General features: G+C 60.0%; 13 protein-coding genes and 1 other RNA gene. 10 read left to right on the top strand and 4 right to left on the bottom strand.

Annotation, left to right across the window (positions count from 1 at the left end; all coding sequences use genetic code 11):
- Positions 1-32 precede the first annotated feature (32 nt).
- Both mutS and uvrB read right to left on the bottom strand, forming a co-directional pair.
- Positions 33-2,672 carry a DNA mismatch repair protein MutS gene (gene mutS, locus Mal15_RS13275; RefSeq protein ID WP_147868209.1) on the bottom strand — a complete coding sequence of 880 codons (2,640 nt, stop codon included), beginning with the start codon at positions 2,670-2,672 and terminating at the stop codon, positions 33-35.
- Between the two features lie 455 nt (positions 2,673-3,127).
- Complete coding sequence (gene uvrB, locus Mal15_RS13270) at positions 3,128-5,269, bottom strand: excinuclease ABC subunit UvrB (RefSeq protein WP_199773860.1); 2,142 nt, start codon at positions 5,267-5,269, stop codon at positions 3,128-3,130.
- A 710-nt stretch (positions 5,270-5,979) separates the two neighbouring features.
- On the opposite strand from uvrB, the gene Mal15_RS13265 reads away from it, so the two are divergent.
- Positions 5,980-8,316, top strand: coding sequence for a GMC family oxidoreductase N-terminal domain-containing protein (locus Mal15_RS13265; RefSeq protein ID WP_147868208.1), 2,337 nt, complete (start codon positions 5,980-5,982; stop codon positions 8,314-8,316).
- Positions 8,317-8,594: 278 nt separating this feature from the next.
- Positions 8,595-9,917, top strand: a complete 1,323-nt coding sequence (locus Mal15_RS13260) for an MFS transporter (protein WP_147868207.1) — start codon at positions 8,595-8,597, stop codon at positions 9,915-9,917.
- Between the two features lie 114 nt (positions 9,918-10,031).
- On the opposite strand, the gene Mal15_RS13255 is transcribed toward Mal15_RS13260, so the two are convergent.
- Positions 10,032-11,291 (bottom strand): HEAT repeat domain-containing protein, encoded by a 1,260-nt coding sequence (locus tag Mal15_RS13255; protein WP_147868206.1) that lies wholly within the window; start codon positions 11,289-11,291, stop codon positions 10,032-10,034.
- A 567-nt stretch (positions 11,292-11,858) separates the two neighbouring features.
- On the opposite strand from Mal15_RS13255, the gene Mal15_RS13250 reads away from it, so the two are divergent.
- The 3 genes from Mal15_RS13250 to Mal15_RS13240 all read left to right on the top strand — a co-directional run bounded on the left by Mal15_RS13250 (position 11,859) and on the right by Mal15_RS13240 (position 14,007).
- The gene (locus Mal15_RS13250; protein ID WP_147871979.1) at positions 11,859-12,605 is read left to right on the top strand and encodes a phosphoadenylyl-sulfate reductase; all 747 of its coding nucleotides are present in this window, start codon (positions 11,859-11,861) and stop codon (positions 12,603-12,605) included.
- A gap of 19 nt (positions 12,606-12,624) precedes the next feature.
- Positions 12,625-13,050, top strand: coding sequence for an Rrf2 family transcriptional regulator (locus Mal15_RS13245; RefSeq protein WP_147868205.1), 426 nt, complete (start codon positions 12,625-12,627; stop codon positions 13,048-13,050).
- Positions 13,051-13,572: 522 nt separating this feature from the next.
- On the top strand, positions 13,573-14,007 hold the full coding sequence (locus tag Mal15_RS13240) for a hypothetical protein (protein ID WP_147868204.1): 435 nt from the start codon (positions 13,573-13,575) through the stop codon (positions 14,005-14,007).
- A 126-nt stretch (positions 14,008-14,133) separates the two neighbouring features.
- On the opposite strand, the gene ffs is transcribed toward Mal15_RS13240, so the two are convergent.
- An RNA gene (gene ffs / locus Mal15_RS13235) (signal recognition particle sRNA small type) lies at positions 14,134-14,228 on the bottom strand.
- A 381-nt stretch (positions 14,229-14,609) separates the two neighbouring features.
- Here ffs and Mal15_RS13230 point away from each other — a divergent pair.
- The 5 genes from Mal15_RS13230 to Mal15_RS13210 all read left to right on the top strand — a co-directional run bounded on the left by Mal15_RS13230 (position 14,610) and on the right by Mal15_RS13210 (position 21,604).
- On the top strand, positions 14,610-15,476 hold the full coding sequence (locus tag Mal15_RS13230; protein ID WP_233903435.1) for a DoxX family protein: 867 nt from the start codon (positions 14,610-14,612) through the stop codon (positions 15,474-15,476).
- A 124-nt stretch (positions 15,477-15,600) separates the two neighbouring features.
- On the top strand, positions 15,601-17,424 hold the full coding sequence (locus tag Mal15_RS13225) for a Gfo/Idh/MocA family protein (protein WP_147868202.1): 1,824 nt from the start codon (positions 15,601-15,603) through the stop codon (positions 17,422-17,424).
- Positions 17,425-17,582: 158 nt separating this feature from the next.
- Positions 17,583-18,443 (top strand): CAF17-like 4Fe-4S cluster assembly/insertion protein YgfZ, encoded by an 861-nt coding sequence (gene ygfZ, locus Mal15_RS13220; RefSeq protein WP_147868201.1) that lies wholly within the window; start codon positions 17,583-17,585, stop codon positions 18,441-18,443.
- Positions 18,444-18,710: 267 nt separating this feature from the next.
- Positions 18,711-19,604 carry a DUF58 domain-containing protein gene (locus Mal15_RS13215; protein ID WP_147868200.1) on the top strand — a complete coding sequence of 298 codons (894 nt, stop codon included), beginning with the start codon at positions 18,711-18,713 and terminating at the stop codon, positions 19,602-19,604.
- The gene (locus tag Mal15_RS13210) at positions 19,601-21,604 is read left to right on the top strand and encodes a vWA domain-containing protein (protein WP_147868199.1); all 2,004 of its coding nucleotides are present in this window, start codon (positions 19,601-19,603) and stop codon (positions 21,602-21,604) included. Before Mal15_RS13215 ends, Mal15_RS13210 begins: the two co-directional genes overlap by 4 nt.
- Positions 21,605-21,714 lie beyond the last annotated feature (110 nt).

Raw genomic sequence — 21,714 nt, 5'->3', positions numbered from 1 at the left:
CGGCTACCCGAAAATCAAACTGCGGCGGAAGACTAGCTTTTCACCACCGGATTGCTCTGCAATTCGCGTTGGGCCCGTTGCAGGAACTGCATCGCGTCGATCGGGGTCATTGAATTCAGGTCCAATCGCTGCACCTGACTGAGCACCGGATGGTCGGCGAACCCGAACAGCGTCAACTGGTACGAGCCGCCTTCACGAGCGTTGTGTCCCTGCGGCGGAGCGATCGTGGGCCGATCCAGTGCATCGCGATGATCGATTTCCAGCTGTGCCAACACGTCCTTGGCACGCTCGTTGACTTCACTCGGCACGCCGGCCAGTCGGGCGACGTGGATTCCGTAACTCTTGTCCGCCCCGCCTGGAATGATGCGGTGCAAAAAGACTACTTCGTCGTTCCATTCTTTGACCGCCACATTCAGATTTGCAACTCGCGGCAGTGACTCTTCCAACTGAGTCAATTCGTGGTAGTGGGTGGCGAACAGCGTGCGGCAACCGATTTGTTCGTGCAAGTGCTCGGTGATCGCCCAAGCCAGCGACAGACCGTCGTAGGTGCTGGTGCCGCGGCCGATTTCATCCAAAATCACCAGCGATCGTGACGAGGCGGTGTTCAAGATCCGCGCCGTTTCAACCATTTCGACCATGAACGTACTTTGGCCGCGGCTGAGTTCATCGCTGGCTCCCACGCGGGCAAAGATCCGATCGGCGATCCCGATCAACGCGGTGCGAGCGGGTACGAACGATCCGGCTTGAGCCAACAGGGTGATAAGAGCGACCTGTCGAATGTACGTGCTCTTTCCCGACATGTTGGGGCCGGTGATCAGTAAGATCATTCCGGTTTCCGGCGAATGAACGCAGTCGTTGGGCACGAACTCGCCTTGCGGCAACGACACATCCAACACCGGATGCCGGCCTTCTTCGATCCGCAGCACCGAGTCATCGGTCATCTGCGGACGCACCCAGTTCCTCTGTGCGGACAACTCGGCAAGCGCCGCCAACACATCCAACTCCGCCATCGCCGCCGCGACTTCCTGCAGCGTGGCCAAATGCTGATGCGTCCGAGTTCGCAGGTTGTGGAAGATCAATTGCTCGCGGGCCGATGCCTTTTCATCCGCCGCAAGCACTTTCTCCTCGTACTCTTTCAACTCCGGCGTGATGTAGCGTTCACAATTCTTCAGCGTTTGTTTGCGAATGAAATCCGCGGGCACCTTGTCTTTGTGCGCGTTGGTCACCTCCAAGTAATACCCGAAGACCTTGTTGTAGCCGACCTTCAGGTTTGGGATGCCGGTCGCGTCCATCTGACCTTGTTGGTATTCCAAGATCCACTGCTTTCCGCCGGCAGCCAATTCGCGCAGCGAGTCCAGTTCGGGATCGAAGCCTTCCCGAACGAAGTTTCCGTCGGCGGCGTTGAGCGGACATTCGTCGGCCAACGCCGATTCCAATTCGCTGCGCAGTTCGGGGCACAGATGCAGATGGGACTCCAAATGTGCGATGCGCTTTGGTTTTCGCCCGGCCAGTTTGGCTTTCAGCGTCGGCAACCCGGAAAGTGTCCGCGCAACCTGTTGCAGATCGCGCGGCCCGGTTCGACCGGTTGCGATTCGAGCCAACAACCGTGTGATGTCGTAGGTCTGCTTCAGCGTCGATCGGACATCGCCGCGCAGCGACGCGCCCGAGTGAAATTCTGCGACGGCATCATGCCGATGGCAGATTGCGTCCAAGTCGACCAGCGGTGCGGCGATCCAATCGGCCAACAACCGCGATCCCGCCGACGTGCAAGTCATGTCGATCGCATCGACGAGTGATCCGTCGCGCGAGGAGGTTCGTAGCGTTCTCGTAATCTCCAGACTGCGCCGCGTCGAGGCGTCGATCTCCAGAACGCCGCTGCGGTGGTGTGCCGAGATGGATCGAAAGTGGTCCAGGCCGCCGGGTTGTGTTTCTTGCAGATAGGTCAGGGCAGCGCCGGCGGCGCGAATCGCGGCGGTATCATCGTCGCGAAATCCGAACCCTTCGAGCGAACCGACCGAGAACTGTTTGCACAGCAACTCGATCGACGCGTCTTCGGCAAAGCTCCACGCCGGCCGCGCCGTCCACGACCAGGGTGCGGTCGAATCCGGTGAAAAATTGGCGTCGTCTTCGCGGTAGATGACTTCGGCCGGTCCGATCCGCGCCAGTTCATCTTCGACCCGCGACACCGGGAACACGCCGGCACAGAAACGTCCGCTGGACAGTTCCGCCCACGCGATTCCCGCGACGGGCTCGTCGGACTGTTTCTTGCCTTTCCGCGGCGAGTGCAACACGACCGCGGCCAGATAATTCGCTTCGCGCGGATTCAGCAAATCGTCGTCGGTCAACGTCCCCGCGCTGACCAGACGGGTGATTTCGCGTTTGACCAACCCCTTGGCCTGTTTCGGATCCTCCACCTGTTCACACACCGCGGCGCGGAACCCGGCTTGGATCAACTTGCTCAGGTAGGAATCGAGCTGATGATGGGGGAATCCCGCCATCGCCGTCGGATTGGCGCTGTCCTTGTCGCGACTGGTCAGGGTCAGCCCGAGAATGCGGGCGGCCGTTTTGGCGTCGTCCAAAAACAGTTCATAAAAATCGCCCATGCGAAACAGCAGCAGTGCGTCACCGCACGCCGCCTTCGCCTCGTGGTACTGTTTCATCATCGGAGTCATGGCGAGAATCGTACCCGCGGCGAGCGCCGATTAACAGCCAGGCGCCGCCGTTCCGAGGGGCGATTCGCCCACTTCGGGGCAGCCGGATTCCGATCAGGAAAACCCTGCGGGGACGAGATTAGCCGGCTGGAGTTATCGCACCACCATTCTGTGCGCGAATCATTCTGTCATCCCCCTCCTCTTCGTTACCGGCTCGACAGGACGACGTGGCACGATGGAGAGGTAAGAAGATTTTGGAGGTAGGAAAATTAGCTGAATCGAATGGGTGGTGCATTTCATCATTTTCTTACCCCCGAAATCTTCTTACCCGATTTCTGTCGACGGCTAAGAAACAGGGGCACTTGCGTGAACCGCCTGACGTCCGTTGATTTTCTCCCCGCTGCAGTGCGTTACAAACCCGGAGCCTGGGAACGAGGCAAGGTGGGTGTCGTCGCGAACTGACCGCCGATCGCCGCTCACCCGCGTTTGGGGCGCGGGATCTTGCTCCGTCCCCCGGTCCCCTTGGTGCCTTTGCGGCGTCCGCGTTGGTTTTGACGGCCGGTCGCACTGGCAGGTTTGTCCACCTCGACCTCCGCCAGCGGTTTACCGATGTTTTCTTTCAGCTGCAGGACCCGGTCGCGCAGCTGGGCCGCGCGCTCAAATTCCAGGTCCTCGGCGGCCGACAACATCTCGCGTTCCAACGCTTCGACGAATTCGAGCGTGATGTACGTGGTTTCGGATTCTTCCTGCGCCTTGGCGGCCGTTTTGCGGCGTTTGGCGGCGTCGGTTTCGATCCCCGCCTTGATCTTTTTGCGCACCGTTTCGGGGGTGATGCCATGCTCGTCGTTGTACGCTTGTTGGATCGCGCGGCGGCGTTCGGTTTCATCGATCGCCATTCGCATCGAATCGGTCACCTTGTCGGCGTACAAGATCACTTTGCTGTTGGCGTTTCGGGCCGCGCGGCCGATGGTTTGAATCAAACTGGTTTCGCTGCGCAAAAATCCTTCCTTGTCGGCGTCCAGGATCGCGACCAGTGACACTTCCGGCAGGTCCAAGCCTTCGCGGAGCAGGTTGACGCCGACGAGACAATCGAAGTGCCCGGCGCGCAACTCTTGCAACAGATCCACGCGTTCAAACGCATTGAGTTCGCTGTGCAGCCAGCGACAGCGGACGTTTTGTTCTTGGAAGAAATTCGCCAGGTCTTCGGCCAACCGTTTCGTCAGGGCAGTGACGAGTACCCGTTCGTCCCGCTCGGCTCGGACACGAATCTCGTTGATCAAATGATTGACTTGACCGCGTGCCGAAACCACCTCGACCTCCGGATCCAACAACCCGGTTGGGCGAATGATCTGTTCGATGACTTCGCCGCCGGTCCGCTCCAATTCGTAATCGCTGGGGGTTGCGCTGACGAAGCAGATTTGGCCGGTTCGCTCCTCCCACTCTTCGAATTTCAGCGGTCGGTTGTCGAGCGCGCTGGGCAATCGAAAACCGTGGTCGACCAGCGTCAGCTTTCGGCTGCGGTCACCGGCGTACATCGCGCGGACTTGGGGCACGGTGACGTGTGATTCGTCGACGAAGGTGATGAAATCGTCGGGAAAGAATTCGTACAGTGTATCCGGCGAAGCGCCCGGTTCTTTGCCCGACAAGGGACGCGAGTAGTTTTCGATGCCCGGGCAATGCCCCACCTCGGCCAACATCTCCAAGTCAAAGCGTGTCCGCGCGGACAGACGTTGGGCTTCGAGCAACTTGCCCTGTTTTTGGAACAACTCCAGCTGATGGTTTAGTTCTGCGCGGATCACGCTGATCGCACGTTTGATGCGATCGTCCGGCATGACGAAGTGTTTGGCGGGGTAGATGAAGACTTGGGAGAGTGTTTTGACGGTTTCGCCGGAGACGGGTTTGATGATCGAGATCTGGTCGATCTGGTCGCCCCACATCTCGATGCGGTAGGCGAATTCTTCATAGCTGGGCCACAGTTCGATGCTGTCGCCGCGGACGCGAAACTTGCCGCGTTCGAATGCCATGTCGTTGCGCTCATACAACACGTCGACCAGCTTTAACAGCAAATGATCGCGGCGAATCGATTCGCCACGCGTCAGGCCGACGACCAACTGCTTGTAATCCTCCGGCGAACCGAGGCCGTAGATGCTGCTGACCGAGGCGACGATCACGACATCGCGGCGGCTGACCAGGCTGCTGGTGGTGGCCAAACGCAAGCGATCGATTTCTTCATTGATCGAAGCGTCTTTTTCGATGTAGACGTCGCGCTGGGGGATGTAGGCTTCGGGTTGGTAGTAGTCGTAGTAGCTGACGAAATAGTGAACGGCGTTCTCAGGAAAAAACTCCTTGAATTCACTGTACAGCTGTGCCGCGAGTGTTTTGTTGTGACTCAACACCAGCGCCGGCCGGCCGACGTTAGCGATCACGTTGGCCATGGTGAAGGTTTTTCCAGTGCCGGTCGCCCCGAGCAGCACCTGAGCCGAGGATCCGGCATTGAATCCCTTGGTCAGTTGCTCGATCGCTTGAGGCTGATCGCCGGCCGGTGGGAAGGGTTGGTTGAGGTGAAACTCCGCCCGAGGCAGCTTTTCGGTGGTCACTAGATCTGTTCGTTTGTCCATCCTGATCATCACCGGGTTAGGCCCAAGGATTCGTTTCGCGTCCGATTATCACCCAGACCGGCGCCCGGCCCAAGTGGGACAGGCTTCCAGCCTCTCACCGCCACGCTCGGGCGATTCTCCACCGTCCAACTGCCCCCTCATTCGGGGACAGACCCCAGAAGCCCGGGGACAGACCCCAGAAGCTCGGGGACAGACCCCAGAAGCTCGGGGACAGACCCCGGGGAGTTCGGGGACAGACCCCGGAGGACGCTTGACCTGAACTGACGAATACGCTCGCGGATGACAGCGCGAACCAACGGATGTCCAGCAGGCGGATATCCGTGGGCACGCTTTGCCATCCGTGGGTTATTCTCAGTCGCGGTGACACGGGGACTAACGTCCGGGGACAGCCCCCGGGCGACCAGCCCCCCGAAAAAAACATGCAAGCCACCCACAAGGGACGTCCTGTCATGAAACGGGGACAGACCCCGGGGAGTGCGGGACAGCCCGATTGATCTGGTGCAATCGGTACGATCGTTGTCGTCGGGCCGCCGGTGCAGAATGCCGCAGGCGCGCCGTGGTTTGGCTCCAAATTGATTCCTGCGACGACGAAGTTGAGCGAAACGACGGTTGGTTTCTGCCGAAACAGAGCGATCGAGAAACGCGACAGAGGCATCAAGAAGCATGCCGCAGAGAAATAGGACGCAGACCATGGACCAAGGAAGGGCCTGATGGACGATTTGTCTTCGCTGGACAATCTGTCAAAACTTGGCACACACCTGTTTGCCCACGAAATCAACCGACGACAATTCGGCAAGGGCGCCGTGGCTGCGGGACTGTTGCCGTTGAGCCTGTTCGGTTGGGGAGACAAACCGACACATGAATGCCCGATGCAGACGATTCGCGAAAAGCGTTTCGACACGCTGGTGGCGATCATGGCGGCCCAGATTGATTCGCTGTGGTGTGGACGCTGCGGCGACAATGCATGCCAGGTGGCCAACGACGTCCTGCGCTACGCCGACCATCTGCCGTACCGCATGCAACTGGGCATGAGCGTCGCCTTGCTGTGGCTGGACGTCTACAGCGTCAAACACACGGCCAAACGCCTGAAACATCACGCCCCCGAGGGCGTACGCCGGTTGCTCAATCAAGGCGAAACCCAGCGCTGTGCAGGTGCACCTCCGCTGATCCTGTGGGACGACGACCACCTGTTGCACATGGCCGTCAGCGGGTTGTCGATGCTGGGGCGATTGGTGATCCACTCGCGTTCGCCCGCCCGAGAGCTGATCGGATTGGGCTGGAGCAAGAAATGCGAACAGGTTTCCAGTCTGGTTTCCTTGCCCGCACCGCCGCTGGCGGATCTGAATCAGCACTACGACGTGGTCATCATCGGCAGCGGCGCCGGAGGCGCGACCGCGGCGACACGCTTGACCGCCCAAGGCCGCAAGGTCCTGATTCTTGATTACGGCGATTTCGTCAGTCCCGACGCGTTGGTCCAACGCATCGAAGACTCCGATGGCAACGTTCGCCTGGCGCCGCCACGCAGCGATGAAGTCCTGATGCGGCTTTACAAAGACGCCGGCGGGCAAATCAGCGGCGGACTCGGCAACGTCGATTCGAAACTCGATCTGGTGCTTCCCCACCGGCGAAAAAAGATCCCACCGCGACAAACCATCAATGTCTGCCAGGCCAAGGTGTTCGGCGGCGGACCCTATGTCAACAACGCCATCCATCTGCCCATCTCGCGCGAGGTTTATGAATCGAAATGGGCCGGCCGCCAGCCCACAGGGCTCGGCTACGATCAACTGGCCCTGCTGATGGATGGCATCAATGCCGAACTCGGCGTCAACACTACGGTGACCGAGACACAAGTCAGCGACCGCAGCATGCGATTCGCAGAAGGCTGCAAGGAACTCGGCGAGGACGTGCAACCACTACCGGTCGCCATGCGGTTGCATTGTTCGGGATGCGGCAGCGACAACTCGGTCGACAGTTTCGGCGACCACATCGGCGGACTACATCCGTACGCGCCGACCGGTGCCAACAGCTTTCTAGTCCAGGCGATGCACAATCCCGAACCGGCCCGCGTTTCGTACCGGACCGAAGCGAAACATCTTCGTGTCGAATCCGATTCCGTGGGGCAACCGATCGTCACCGGTGTCGACGTCACACGCGTTGAAGACGATGGTTGCCGCACCCGCACGACCGTGACCGCGGACCAATACGTCGTCGCCGCCGGCATCGGCCCCACGACCAGGTTGATCGCCCAGGGGCTAAAGTCCGGAGGTTATCGAAACCGCCATCTCGGCAAACGCTTCACCGCCAACGTGGGAACGGCGGTGTATGCGATGTTCGACAAACCGATTTGGCCGTCGGATTCTGATCGCCCCGAACCGGGCGTGACGCAGTGTTTCTTGGTTGACCGCCGGATGGTCGAAAAAGACGGCCGGGTTGTCGAAGAACCCGCATTGGAGAATTGGTTTCACTTCCCCGGCACCGTCGCCTTGGCGTTGACAGGATGGTTCAAAGAGTTTGCCTGCACCATGCGACGGTTCAATCACCTGTCGATGGCCGGCATCGTCGTGCCCACGCAGGTGCGAAAGTGCAATTCGATCGACGATTGTGGCAAGGTGAACATTTCGTTGGATTGTGATGAATTCGAAATCTTGCTGTTGGGCATGCAACGGATCGCAAGAATCTATTTCGCCGCCGCGAAGCCCGATGACGGTGTGACGCTGCATCTGCCGACCAAAGCGATGTTGCTGCGCGGCGGCCGTCCGCTGCGGATTCGTGACATGGACGATCTGGAGTGGGCGATTCGCCAAATCCGCCGCCGCGGTCCGGCATTCGTTAACTTGCTGACCACGCACGGCCAAGGCGGCGCGTCGATCGGTGACGTGGTCGACCCGACGACGTTCCAGGTGAAAACGGATGGCGGCCAACACGTTTCCAACCTGACCGTTGCCGATGCTTCCTTGTTTCCCGCCGGTTGCGAAATCAATCCCCAACTGACGCTCAAAGCGTTGGCCACCATTGCGGCCGAACAGGTGATCCAACGCACGGCGTGATGTCTGGCGACTGGCGTCGAATGACGTCGAGGGTATGATCCGGGGCTGAGTATTTTGGGAACGACGCGTGAGAGAGCAATCTCACCCAAGTGGTCAAAGCCACAGCGAGCGGTAAACGCTCCTCACGAACAACCCAGAACGATATTTGACGTCATTCGGCCCGGTGTTTTCAACATGCGAGCGGGCGATAGATGGCCCCTCGCTCACGCGTCGGGCTAGCATGATTGCGAAGACTTCGGCGCGTCAATTGAAACCACAAGCCGCCTCTAAGCCTGGCCATGAATTTTCTTTCCGACCGACTGGCGCGACGGCTGCCATTTTTTTATGGCTACTTGATGCTGCCGATCGCGATGCTGATGCAGGTGGGGACCAGTCCGGGGCAGACGTTTGCCGTCAGCGCGTTCACGCCGGCGTTGCTTGACAGTTTGCATCTGACGCAAAGCCGACTCGGTTTGGCGTACATGCTGGGGACGTTGTTTGCAGCCGTTCCGCTGAGCTTTGTCGGGCCGGCGGCAGATCGACATGGGTTAAAGCGTGTCGCATCGATTGTGATCGTCGCGCTTGCGTTAGCCTGTCTGTTCGCTTCCAGCGTGAACGGGTTCTATGGACTGCTAGCCGCGTTTTTCATGCTGCGTTTTCTCGGCCAAGGCTCGCTGACATTGTTGTCCGGTAACACCACGGCGATGTGGTTTCGTAATCGCATCGGGCGAGTTTCGGCCGTGCTCAGCATCGGCTCGGCGATCGCGTTTGCCTGGGTCCCCGAGTGGCTGGCCGAATCGATCGCTGCCATCGGCTGGCGTTCGACGTATCAGTCGCTGGCGGCAATCCTGGTTCTGACGCTGTTGCCGCTGGTGTTGTTGCTGTACCGCAATCGGCCCGAAGACCTGGGCCAGTACGTGGATGGTCATGCCGGACGTTTGTCCCCCGGCCATGCCACGGACGAGTCCGGTTCCGATGCGTTTGATTCCGAAGAGCCCGATTCCGACGAGCCCGTGCCGGATCGGAATCTGGACCCGGACGCATTGACGTTGGCTCAGGCGGCACGGACGGGTTCGTATTACATCCTGGGACTTGCGAACATTATCTGGGCGATGGCCGGCACCGGTGTGTTGTTCTATCTATTCACACTGTGCGAACAACGAGCGCTGCCGCCGGAAACGGCCGCCGGGTTATTCAAGATCCTGGGCATGACGATGCTGGCGATGCAGTTGGGCGGAGGCGTGTTGGCGGACTTCTTGAAGTTGAATCGCCTGTTGGGCATCGGCACCGCTTTGGTCGCCGGTTCGCTCGCTTGGCTGTACTTGGACCCTTCGGTTCGCGGCGCGCAAGCGTTTGCCGGTCTGTTCGGCGGCGGGCAGGGAATGCTGATCTCCGTCAGCGGCGTTGCCTGGGTACGCTACTACGGTCGACAACATCTGGGCAGTATTCGCGGGGCGGTTTGGTGTGGAACCGTCGCCGGCAGCGGTTGCGGACCGTTGATCATGGGCTGGGTCAACGACGCCACGGGCAGCTACGACCCCGCGATTCTCTGCTTCGCCGCTGCGATGATGCCGTTGGCGATCGCGTCCTGGTTTATTCGGCCGCCGGCATTGTCGAAGTAACTACGCTCGCCAGAGCGTGGAGATGCGCGGAGATCCACCTTCTGGCGAAGGTAGCCACCTTGGGTCGGGCGGTTCACCGGAGTGGAAGCCGATCCCACGTGTTCTGTCTGCCGACTACGGATCGCGACGCAGGTCGTCGGGGGCTTGCATCAGTTGTTCGGCAAAGTGGTTGCGCCAGGCTGTCTGGTCGTAGCGATGGTCGACACCGGGAGCGATCTGGCGGAGCAATTCAAGCGCGCCAGGGTTCTGCTGCGTTTTCGTCAACACCTCTTGCTTGCTACCGGTGGAAAGTCCCGAACCGCCCAAGCTGTTGCTGCCGACCGACATTCCGGGGCCTTTCGGTGTCAATGACTTGTGCGTCGTGACTAACGCATCCACGTACGCTTCCCACAGTTCCGGTTCGGGGAAATAGTTGAGTGCCCGGAGCGCCGCAGTCACTTCGGCCGGTTTTCGGCTATCGCCTTTCAGCAGCGGCAGGTAGGACGCGACCGCGGACGACGCACCATACTCTTGAAGCTGCATCAACGCTTCGGTGCGAATCCCCGGATCGGGTTCAAAGATCCCCGTCCTGACCAGGGCCTGGACCGCGACAGATGTCCGCAGTGCCCCCAGGCGTTTGACATAGATCATCCGCAGCGATTTCGGGTCGGGCTTGTTTCCACGCGACTTCTCCAATGCTTCGGCCAACGCGGTCGACGCGAGCGGATCGTCGATGGCTTTGATCGTTTCGAGAGCTTCGGCCGATCGCTTTCCCGGCCGCAACACGAATCCGCGCAGCTTGCCGAGTTCCTTGATCCAGACCTTGGAGGCTTGATCGATTTCGTCTCTTCGCTGCTCGCGCAGGTAGACCTCCGGGACTTCCCAGCCGCTGGAGGTCGGGATCAATCCTCGACGTCGTTGTTGGTCGGCAAAAAGAACCCATTCATTGCCATCGCGAACATACTTCAGCGCCGACCGGGCTTGGCGGTGATCGGGATCGATTTCGATCGCACGCTGAAAATGGTAGTCGCGCTGAGCCAATAAACCGTTCGCCTTGCACTCGCGCGCCAATTGATAATGCGCTTCGGCATCCTCGCCAATTTGTTCCAGCTGTTGGCGGTACCAAACCAGTTTTTCGTCCTGATCGCTGACCGTTTTGACGACGCGACTCTGCGGGATCGCCACGCGCAGCTCCGGATCCACCTCGACGATCAAATGCGGTTTCGATCCGGTGTCCGTCTTCCGCACGATCTTGCCGTCGAGCTGGACTCCACCACGCATTTCGACGGTGTCGCCGCGTGCGGGCGCGGGGGCGATGATCATGCAAGCTGCTGCGAAGGTGAGCAGCGACAATCGTTTCGTCGGATTGTGCCGATGGTGGTCGGGGTGAATCATGGCGCCAGAGCAGGAGGAGAAGAGTCGCAGGGGGGCTCCGTTGGTGTTCCGTTCGTGTGCAGCCTTTCGCCCAATACAGCTAAGCCACGGCCGCCCGGAAGCTGGCGCGAGCCGGCTGATGGCAAACGATTATCAGCCGTTTGGCGCGAGCCAGCGGGCCCTCCCCAAAGGTACGGGCCCTCCCCAAGGAAACGACGCTTGGATGAGCGGTATTGGCCTATCGGCGCAACATCAACCGATTGTAGCACCCTGCCGGTCTGGTCCCGAATCGTTTTTCGTTGGATTTCGCTCACTCGACACGTCAGGCCGCACCGCGCGAACCCAAATCCGCTCAATCTGATCCTTGAACCTGCCGATACCATACTTGACTATCTGGATCAACTTTCTATTGTTACTCGGTCTAGCGATCGCAGGGGCGGTCGCTGGTTCGAAAAACCTCGCCTTTCTCTTTGCCTTCGTGAAAGTCTGACGATGAAACCCGTCTCGACCGCCGAACCGTCTGTCGCCCCCGAGCCCCACACCGGTGCCAAACCGCTTCCGGTGGTCACGGACACCGCGCCCGACCGCATGCCGGAGGAGGACGAATTGCAGGGAGCGCTGGCTGCCGATCCCCCGCTGGCGCCGACGGAGGAGTTTTTGGCGGAACTGGCCGATCACAGTCAGCGATTGGAATCGGCCAGCCCGCAGGAGATTCTGGCCTGGGCGGTGGAGCGGTTCGCCCCCAAGTTCTCGATGGCCACCGCATTCGGCCCCGAAGGGATGACGATCATCCACATGCTGAGCGAGATCGCCCCGGAGACGCCGATTTTCAATTTGGAAACAGGGTACCAGTTCAAGGAAACCCTGGCGCTACGCGAGTCGGTGAAAGAGCGGTACGGGATCGAAGTCGAATTCAAATACCCAGCGCAGACCGTCCAGGAATACGAAGCGGCCAACGGCGGCCCGGTCTACAAGACGGAACCGAATCGCTGCTGCTTCGATCGCAAATTGCGCGTGTTAAAGGAAGCCGCGCGGGGGCTGCATGCCTGGGCCAGCGCGATCCGGCGTGACCAGAGCCCTGATCGCGCGAAGGCGCCGATCGTGGGTTGGGACAAAAAATTCCAGCTCGTGAAGATCAGCCCGCTGGCCAATTGGACCAAGAAAGAGGTTTGGAGTCTGATCAGCAAGCACGACATCCCCTACAACCCGCTTCACGACCAGGGTTATCCCAGCGTGGGTTGCTGGCCGTGCACGCGTGCCAATCTGCTCGGTGAAGACGAGCGTGCGGGGCGTTGGAGCGGATTTCAGAAAACCGAATGTGGGCTTCACGACTGAAACCGGGGAGTGTGGTTCGGTGACAATCTCGGCACGAGTTCATTACGCGACGTTGGCGTTGATCGAATTGGCGCAGCGGCAGAGCGAAAAAGCCCCGGTGGCGGTGCGTGAGATCAGTCAGCGGCACGGCATCCCGGCTCCGTTTTTGGTCCAGATCCTGCGAACACTGCGCAGTGCGGGGTGGGTGCAGAGCATCCGCGGCAGTCAGGGAGGCTATCGGCTGGCGGTCGCCCCGACGGAGCTGAATTTGCTGGAGATTGCCGAAGCGGTCGGGTGTTCGGATTCCAATTGCCAGACCGATGCGACCGACACGAAGGCCAATCGGATGTTGCACGAGGTCTGGGACGCGGCCAGCGAAGCCTCGCGCGCGGTGCTGGCCCGGACCACGCTGGCCGAGATCGCCGCCCGCTCGGCCCAGGGCGACGAAGTGATGTTTTACATCTGAGCGGGGAACGCTTTCTCCTCGGTCCGCTCCCGCGTTTCGGTAGGCTTTGTCAAACCCGCTGTGGAGGCCGCCAAGGCTTTCGACTCGCAACAGTCCACAACGGAAAAGCCGAAATTCTTGGCGAATTCCGCTACCACATACGCCCCCTGCCGGGTTAAGGGACAAAGCCTAGAGCTTCCTACCTCTTTCCCCGGCTACGTGTCGTGTGGCGACACGAATGGAGACGCGATTCGCCGCCGCCCACGCTCTGGCGAGCGTAGCTACGGAGGCAGACACGTCGGCGGCAGACCTCGAGATGGCGCGGCAAAATATCTCACGTTTTGCCCGCGGGTGAGACCACTGCCGGATTCTTCGTGTCTTTTCTAGGCCGGCGTGACGCCTGCACAATCCGCACCCCCTTTAGGGCTTTCGTGTGTTTCGACGCTGGTAGCGGTTGCAAGGATCGTTGCTGCGACTAGCGTGGAGTTTCCCGCTCGGGAATCTCTCACCCGAATCAGTCGACACCAAACGAGTCTGTACACCATGAAACGAATTGCCCTTGCCGTTGCCGCGATGGCCGCGATTGCATTTGGCGGAACCGACGCGGCTTCCGCTGCTCATCCAGCCGGATACCCCTTCTTCCCCTTCGGCTTTTACCAGCCTTACGGCGCGACCTATGGATCGTCGCTGCGGACGCCACCCCACTTTGCCCTCAACCCGCCGGTCTACTATGGCGCCCGCCACGCGCGTCCCTACGGGATGAGCCCGTTTGCGTCGCCGCCGCTGGTCACGGCCGGGGAGAACTATCGCAATCGGCTGCGAACGGATTTCTATCTTCCGCCGGGTGAATACCAACCGGTCGAACCGCCCGCCTGCACGGCCAATCCCTGTGTCAGCCAAGGCGTAAAGGCACCGGTCAAAGTCGGCGTCGTCCGAACCAATCCGTTCGTCACCGACACCCAGCTGGTGAAAAACTAACGCTGCCAGCGGAGCATTCTGGCCGATGTCCGACGGTAGAATCCGATCGGCTGCAAACAAAAAAATGGCGAGGTCCTGCCGCTGGCAAGACCTCGCCATTTTTCATTGCCCGGGAATTCATTGCCGGGCGGAGGTGGCCCTCACACAAAGCTACACCGCTTATGGCTGCTACACTTAAGTCCTGACCAGGTTCACGATTCACAGTCGTAAGGGCCACCACCGTCAGGCAATGCCGGGCCGGGGAGTGTAGACGACAATCGGTTTTCTGAAAAGTCAGTTGTGGTGTCGAATACCGTCGAAAACCACAAACACGCGCGGACACCGGGGCCCGCGCGGGCCCCGACCGAAAAGAAGCGGTCGAATCGTCGCCGTTTCACCCTCCGTTTATCCTTGGCGAGAGGCGGTTTCTCGTCCATAATGAATGGCTTCTGGTTTCGTCTTTCGAAACGCCCTCTTTCGCCGGCCCCCCGCCGCACCACTTCCCACCCGCCTATCATGCCCTGGAGTTTCCTGTCACCGTGCGAAACATCTTGCTCACGCCTCTTCGATTAGCTGTCGGTTGGGGGATTTCGCCCCGAATCTTGGGCATCATCGCGATCACGATGCTCGTCCTTCTGCGACTTTCCATCGGCTGGCATTTTCACAGCGAAGGGAGTGAAAAGTATCGTCAAGGCGATTGGGACGCGGCACCATTTTTCGCCAACGCCAAGGGGCCGTTGGCGGATGAATTTCGCAAAACGGTCTGGGATTACGACGGTACGGTTCGACGTGATCCCGAATTCACGCGTTGGTGGTTGGAGATGTACCGTGATCGCGCCGCGGATTACTACACCTTTGGTGATAAAGAACGGGCGATCGCCAACGAAGCGCTTGAAGCGCTGCTGAAAAACCACCAGGCGGTGTTGGACGAATACGCCGACGATCTGGAGGAGTACGATCTGGGGCGGGCGCGGATTGAAGCGTTAAAAACGCAGGACGATCGCGTCGGTGTGGAGAGTCTGGCCGGCCAAATCGAAACCGTCCAGAAGGAGAACGACGCGAAACTGAAGCCCGCCCTCGCGGCGCTGGACGAGTTATGGGCGGGGTATGAGGGCACGATCAATTCACTGGCCGCCCCCAACCAACGCCAACTCTCTCCGCCGCTGGAACTGGTCAAGCCGCGGACCGCGATGGTCGATACCAGTGTGATCAATCGATTCGTGCCGTACTTCGACTTGGCCGTCGGTTGGTGTTTGTTGTTGGGGCTGTTCACCCCCGTTGCGGCGTTAGCTGCGGCCGGTTTTCTCGGTTCAGTATTTTTGAGCCAGTACCCGCCAGGAACCGGACCGACGAGTAGCAATTACCAACTGATCGAATGCATGGCCTGTTTGGTTCTGGCGGGAACGGGAGCAGGACGCTTCGCAGGGTTGGACTTTTTCATCCACCTGTTGATTCGGCGGAACGTCGCAAAGCGGCCCGCCGACACCTAGCAAGCGCGGGAAGCGTCGCGGCCCAGTGGTTCACCCGCAGCCAGGCCGCCCGCACGCTTCCGATTGACTGACGAATCCCATCACATCCCAAATCAAGCACGAACCCCAATCTGAGGTGAATCCCATGGTCGACAAGCTCTCCAATGACGAGCGTGAAGTAGGGAAACAAAACTATTACAACGCCGTGACCAGTTACTACGACGTCAATCGCCGCGACTTTTTGCGAGGCATTGTCGCCACCGGAGCCGTCAGCGGTGCCGGCCTGGGCGCCGCGTACTTCGGCTACGGCCAAGTCAAAGATCCCGTCCGCATCGCGGTGATCGGAACCGGCGACGAAGGCAACGTCCTGATCGGCGGTTGCAACCCGAACTACGTCGACGTCAAAGCGATCTGCGACATTCGGCCGTTCAGCCAACACCGTGCGTTCCATGGTGACTGCAGCAGCCCCTCGGCATTGATCCGGCGTCCCGGGTTGATCTCCGTCGCCGGATACAGCAACGAGGCCGAAGCGCGAAAGAACGTCAAGGTTTACGACGGCTCCAACGGCGGCATCATGGCATGCCTGGACGACCCGGACATCGAAGCGGTCATCATCGCGCTGCCGCTGTGGTTGCACGCCCCGGTCGCCGCGCTGGCGATGGAACGCAACCTGCACGTGTTGACCGAAAAGCTGATGGCTCACAACGTCGCCCAGTGCAAGGTCATGGGCCGAATGGCTGCGGCCGGGAAAGACAAAAACGGCAATCCGCTGCATTTGGCCACCGGCCACCAACGGCACTACAACGTCAAATACGAAAACGCGGTCAACCTGATCCGGTGGGGTTTGTTGGGCCAGCTGCACCACATCCGCGCCCAATGGCACCGCGGTAACCTGCCCGGTCGTGACAGCTGGTCGATGCCGATTCCCGGCGGCGAAAAAATGGCCAACGGCAAGATGTTCGACAGGATCGCCAAAGACTTAGCGCACCGGCGAGCCAAACTTAAAACGGCGACCGGAGCGGATGTGAAACGCTTGCAGGCCGAAATCGCCCAGTGGGAAGCCTGGGACGCCGACAAAGCGGTCGACCCCAGAAAGCACGGCTACGAAGATTTCGCCAGCGGGGACCAGATGTTTACCGCTGAAGAAGAACTGCACCGCTGGAGACTGTTCCACCGCACCGGTGCCGGATTGATGGCCGAACTCGGCAGCCACCAATTGGACGCCGTCAGCATCTTCCTGTCCTCGCTTCGCAGCGACGGAAAGAAAGTCCATCCGCTGTCGGTGCACGCCGTCGGTGGCCGACACATCATGCCGCACGACCGTGATGCCGGCGACCATATCTACTGCACCTTCGAATTCCCCGGACCGGAATACGCCGAAACGTTTGACGTCGGCTACTACGATCCGGTCGAAAACTATCCCAACGGGGCGGTGCCCGGATACGAGCAGGATCCCAACAAGAAGGTCGTCGTCACCTACAGCACCATCAACGGAAACGGTTTCGGCGGCTGGGGAGAAGTCGTCATGGGATCCAAAGGCACGTTGGTGTTGGACAAGGAAACCGATGTGTTGCTTTATCGCAACAGCGACACCAGCAGCAAGGTGGGCGTCAAGAAAGAAGAGGGCGGCTATGCGTTGGACACCAGCGCCAGCGGCGATTTCGCCGCGCCCGTCGCCCAAACCGCCGCGACCGGACCGGTCAGTCGCGGATATCGCGAAGAGATCGAGCACTGGGCGTATTGCATCCGCAACCCCGACAAGGAGAACCAGCCCCGCTGCTATCCCGAAGTCGCAATGGGCGACGCCGTCATCGCACTCGGCGCCAACGTCGCGCTGAAGAACTCGCAAGCCGGCAAGGGCGGCTACCTGCAGTACAAGGAAGAGTGGTTCGACATCGACAACGATGCCACCCCCGACGGCAGCGACATCAAACGCGAGCAAGAGTACATGCTTAAGGATGTGACCTAGCGATTGCTCGTCCCCGCTGCAGCCAAAGCCTAGACACCAGCGCACGTTGGTGTCTAGCCTTTAGGCGATCTCCCGCTCGCTGCGTAGCAGCGAGAACGTGCGGCTAAAGCCTGGACACCAGCGTTTCGCAACTCTTTTTCCCACGCCCCGTTCCATCCATGTCCACCGTTTTCCGCCTCTCCGCTGCAACCGTCTTGGACCTGGCCGGAACGGACGCCGCGGCGATCTTGAACAACTTGACCACCAACGACGTCAAGTCGTTGCAAGTCGGTTGCGGCTGCGAAACGTTTCTGACCGACGTGCGTGGGAAAACGCTCGCACACGTCGTGGCGTTTCGCACCGTCGACGGATTCCGCTTGATCGGAGCCCCCGGTCAAGCCGACGCGATCGCCGCACACGCCGACCGCTACACGATCCGCGAAGACGCCACGCCGATCGATCGCTCCGCCGACAACACCGCCTTCGTGCTCGCACCCGACGCCCCGGTGACGCTGCGCGACGAAACCGATTGGGGCGAGTCCAACGCGATGTGCTATGACGTGGATTGGCTGGGCGACCAGACGATCGTGCTGGTCACCGAAACGCCAGGAGGAATCGAACAAGTTTTAAGCTCGACGGGCGAAATGCCTGGCGATGATACGGAATTTCATCATGCCCGCACACTGGCCGGATTCCCCTGGTTCGGCGTCGACCTGTCGGACAAGAATCTGCCCCAGGAAGCCAGTCGCATCAAGCAGTCGATCTGCTTCACGAAGGGGTGCTACTTGGGGCAGGAAACGGTTGCTCGATTGGACGCGTTAGGCCAGGTTCAAAAACAACTGGTCCGCTGGGAAACCTCCGGAGCGATCCCGACTGCCGGCAGCGAAGTCAGGTCAGATGATAAAGTCGTCGGGCGTCTGACCAGTGTCGCCACGACGGGCGAGGACGCGGCCGTCGCCATCGGAATCGCACGACGTTCCCATTTCGATCCCGGCACGACCGCCCAAGGCGACGGCTTTACCGCAACGGTGATTGAGTGAAGAGTGGGATCGGCGTTGGTGTTGCGTCGCGGAACTCGCCGACGGCTTGTCGATTTGATCAAGATGGAGAGTCCAACGGTCAGGCGGTAGGCGATCCTCTGGGTTGTGTGGCGGCAAAAGCCGGACCTATCGCCGTTCGGCTGATTCTTTCGGCAAGCCGCTTTGAAGTTCAGTGCGATTGACGACGCCGAAAGTCTTGGCGACTTCCGCTACCGCTCGTGCCGACTTCCGCTACGGCTCCGACGGACTTCCGCTACACTAGCGGCCATGAGTGCCACCACCGAATCGATCCCGCTGCTCTCGCCCGATCTGCTGGCCAAACTGGAACGTTTGGAACTCGTCTCACGCAAAGTGTTTCGTGGGCGGATGAAAGGGGAACGCCGCAGCAAGCGGAAAGGACAAAGCGTCGAATTCGCCGATTTTCGCAACTACGTTCCCGGCGACGACCTGAGGTTGATCGACTGGAATCTGTATGCCCGTCTGGACCACTTGTTCCTGAAGTTGTTTCAGGAGGAAGAGGACCTGCACGTCTATGCGTTGATCGATTGCAGCGAGTCGATGAACTTTGGAACGCCGACCAAATTCCACGTGGCCAAACAGATGGCCGCCGCACTGGGCTACATCGGTCTTTGTCGCGCCGACCGGGTCAGCGTTCAAGCACTCGGAAACCAGGGCCGACGTGCCCCCGTGCTGCGCGGCCGCAGCGGATTGTGGAAGATGCTGCAGTACCTGGAAAGTCTTGATAGCGGCGACAATGTTTCGTTGCACGACGGCGTCAAAGATTTTTCGTTGCGCAATACGGGTACCGGGGTGATCGTCTTGATCACCGATCTGATGGACAAATCTGGCTACGAAGCGGCCCTTCGCATGTTGGTCGGCCGCCGGATGGACGTCTATGTGATGCACATCCTGTCGCCCGAAGAGATCGACCCGCCGATTCGTGGTGATCGACGATTGATCGACAGCGAAGACGGCGATGAAACCGAGATCACGATCAACAATTATGTCCTGGATCGGTACAAGTTGACGCTGCAATCGTTCCTCAGCAGCGTCAAGACGTTCTGTTCGCGACGCAGTATCGCTTACCTGCCCGTGCGAACCGATCAGCCGGTCGATGACGTCATGACTCGCTACTTGCGCAAACGAGGCGTTGTGCGATGAATTGGATTTCAACGCTTCTGCCGTGGCAATGGGCACTGTTCGCCGCGGTGCCGACCGGAATCATTCTGCTGTATTTCTTGAAACTGCGACGTGAACCGGTTGAGATTCCGAGCACGTATCTGTGGTCCCGAACGGTCGAAGATCTGCACGTGAACAGTTTGTTCCAGCGGATCCGGCAAAACCTGTTGCTGTTCTTGCAACTGTTGGCCGTTGCTCTCGCTGCGGTCGCGTTGTTGCGTCCCGGCGTCCAGGGCGAATCGACCAGCCAGGGCCGGAAGGTGTTCCTGTTGGACGCGTCGGCGAGCATGATGGCGACCGATGCCGGGGAAGAACGCAATCGATTCGAACTGGCTCGCAAGATGATCCGCGAGCAGATCGACGACATGGAAGAACGTGAAACCGCGATGTTGGTTACGTTCAGCGACCGCGCAGAAGTGCTGCAGTCTTTCACCAGCGACCGCGGGCGTTTGCGAGCCGCGTTGGAACGCGCCCAAGTGACCAATCGCCCCACCGACATCATCGGCGCGCTCGAAGCGGCCGACGGGTTGGCCAATCCCCGCCGCAGCAGCACGACCGGGGACGAAAACGACGTGCAAGTCGCCGACCCGATGCCGGCGGACTTGTTGATCTACAGCGACGGCGGATTCCGCGACGTCAGCGATTTCAATGTCGGAAACCTCGTCCCCACCTACCTGCAGGTCGGCTCCGATCAATCGCGGAACGTGGCCATCACCGCTTTCAGTGCCGATCGCAACGTCGAAAAACCGGGCGACGCTCAAGCGTTTGCAACGATCGTCAACTTTGGGACGGTCGAAGAAACGTTCAACCTGTCGCTGTACGTCGATGGCGTTTGGCGCGAATCCGAATCATTGACGCTGGCCCCCGCCGAAGAAACTGGCGTGACGTTCTCCCTGGCCGGACAAGAGACCGCGGCGTCGTTGGAACTGCGGTTGGAATCACCTGGTTCTGGCGCGTCGCGCGACCAACCGCTGGATGACGATTTGACGATCGATAACTTTGCTTATGCGGGCCTGCGACCGCTGAGAACCGTTTCGGTGCTGGTCGTGACCGAGGGAAACAAGCCCTTGGAGATCGGGCTGACGACCGACAGCGCCGCAAAGGTTTGCATCGCGGATTTCCAGTCTCCGGGGTATCTGGATTCGCCGGAGTATTTGGCGCGGTCCGAAGCCGGGCTGGATGATCTGATCATCTTTGATCGATGCCAGCCAAAAGAACTGCCGCAAACCAACACATTTTTCATCGGCGCCTTGCCGAGCGACCAGTGGGCATGGGCCAGTGACCCCGGCCAAACCATCTTGGTCGACATCGATCGCACGCACCCGATGATGCAGTATCTGGAATTGTTCTCGTTGCTGATCTTTGAGGGGCGATCGGTCAGCGGCCCCACCGGAACACGAGAACTGGTCGGCGGTGACAACGGGACGGTGCTCGCCCTGGCACCTCGCGACGGCTACCAGGATCTGGTGCTGGGTTTCGAAATCATCACCTCGGCCGCCGATGGCACGCCGCAGACGAATACCAATTGGTACGCCGAGCGATCATGGCCGGTGTTTCTGTTGAATGTCCTTCGACACCTCGCCGGTGCAGCCGACGCAACCGCCGCGCCCTCCTTCTTGCCCGGCGATACGATCCGGTTGCGTGTCGAAAGCCAAATCGAATCGGTCGGCATTGCCCGCGGCAGCGGAACGCCGGAATCCATCCGAACCGGCAGTTCGGGCAGCGTGGAATTCGTCGATTCTGATCAGCCCGGATCCTATCGGGTGACCGCGGGCGAAAAACTGGTGGACCTTTTCAGCATCAACCTGTTCAGCCGACAGGAGAGCCAGATCCAACCCCGCGAGACGTTTGAGCTCGGGTATGAAACGATTGAAACCGCCGGAATGATCGAGACCCGTCAGGAGTACTGGCGTTGGATCTTGGCGGCGGTTCTAGCGGTATTGGCGATCGAGTGGTGGCTGTACAACCGACGGATCGCCTAGGGCGACAAAGTGAGAGTAGAGCCATTGTCTCAATTGCTCACCAAACGATTGGAACAATCGTTCCCCGGCGGGAATTCACGCCCGAAGCGAAGGTAGCCTGAGCATGCCGG

The organism is Stieleria maiorica, assembly GCF_008035925.1.
Lineage (GTDB): Bacteria > Planctomycetota > Planctomycetia > Pirellulales > Pirellulaceae > Stieleria > Stieleria maiorica.
This window is presented reverse-complemented; position numbering and strand designations above follow the sequence as displayed.

Coding starts and splice junctions, on each gene's coding strand:
- mutS (WP_147868209.1), bottom strand. CDS start 2,672: ATGACTCCGATGATGAAACAGTACCACGAGGCGAAGGCGGCGTGCGGT.
- uvrB (WP_199773860.1), bottom strand. CDS start 5,269: ATGGACAAACGAACAGATCTAGTGACCACCGAAAAGCTGCCTCGGGCG.
- Mal15_RS13265 (WP_147868208.1), top strand. CDS start 5,980: ATGGACGATTTGTCTTCGCTGGACAATCTGTCAAAACTTGGCACACAC.
- Mal15_RS13260 (WP_147868207.1), top strand. CDS start 8,595: ATGAATTTTCTTTCCGACCGACTGGCGCGACGGCTGCCATTTTTTTAT.
- Mal15_RS13255 (WP_147868206.1), bottom strand. CDS start 11,291: ATGATTCACCCCGACCACCATCGGCACAATCCGACGAAACGATTGTCG.
- Mal15_RS13250 (WP_147871979.1), top strand. CDS start 11,859: ATGCCGGAGGAGGACGAATTGCAGGGAGCGCTGGCTGCCGATCCCCCG.
- Mal15_RS13240 (WP_147868204.1), top strand. CDS start 13,573: ATGAAACGAATTGCCCTTGCCGTTGCCGCGATGGCCGCGATTGCATTT.
- Mal15_RS13230 (WP_233903435.1), top strand. CDS start 14,610: ATGCTCGTCCTTCTGCGACTTTCCATCGGCTGGCATTTTCACAGCGAA.
- Mal15_RS13225 (WP_147868202.1), top strand. CDS start 15,601: ATGGTCGACAAGCTCTCCAATGACGAGCGTGAAGTAGGGAAACAAAAC.
- ygfZ (WP_147868201.1), top strand. CDS start 17,583: ATGTCCACCGTTTTCCGCCTCTCCGCTGCAACCGTCTTGGACCTGGCC.
- Mal15_RS13215 (WP_147868200.1), top strand. CDS start 18,711: ATGAGTGCCACCACCGAATCGATCCCGCTGCTCTCGCCCGATCTGCTG.
- Mal15_RS13210 (WP_147868199.1), top strand. CDS start 19,601: ATGAATTGGATTTCAACGCTTCTGCCGTGGCAATGGGCACTGTTCGCC.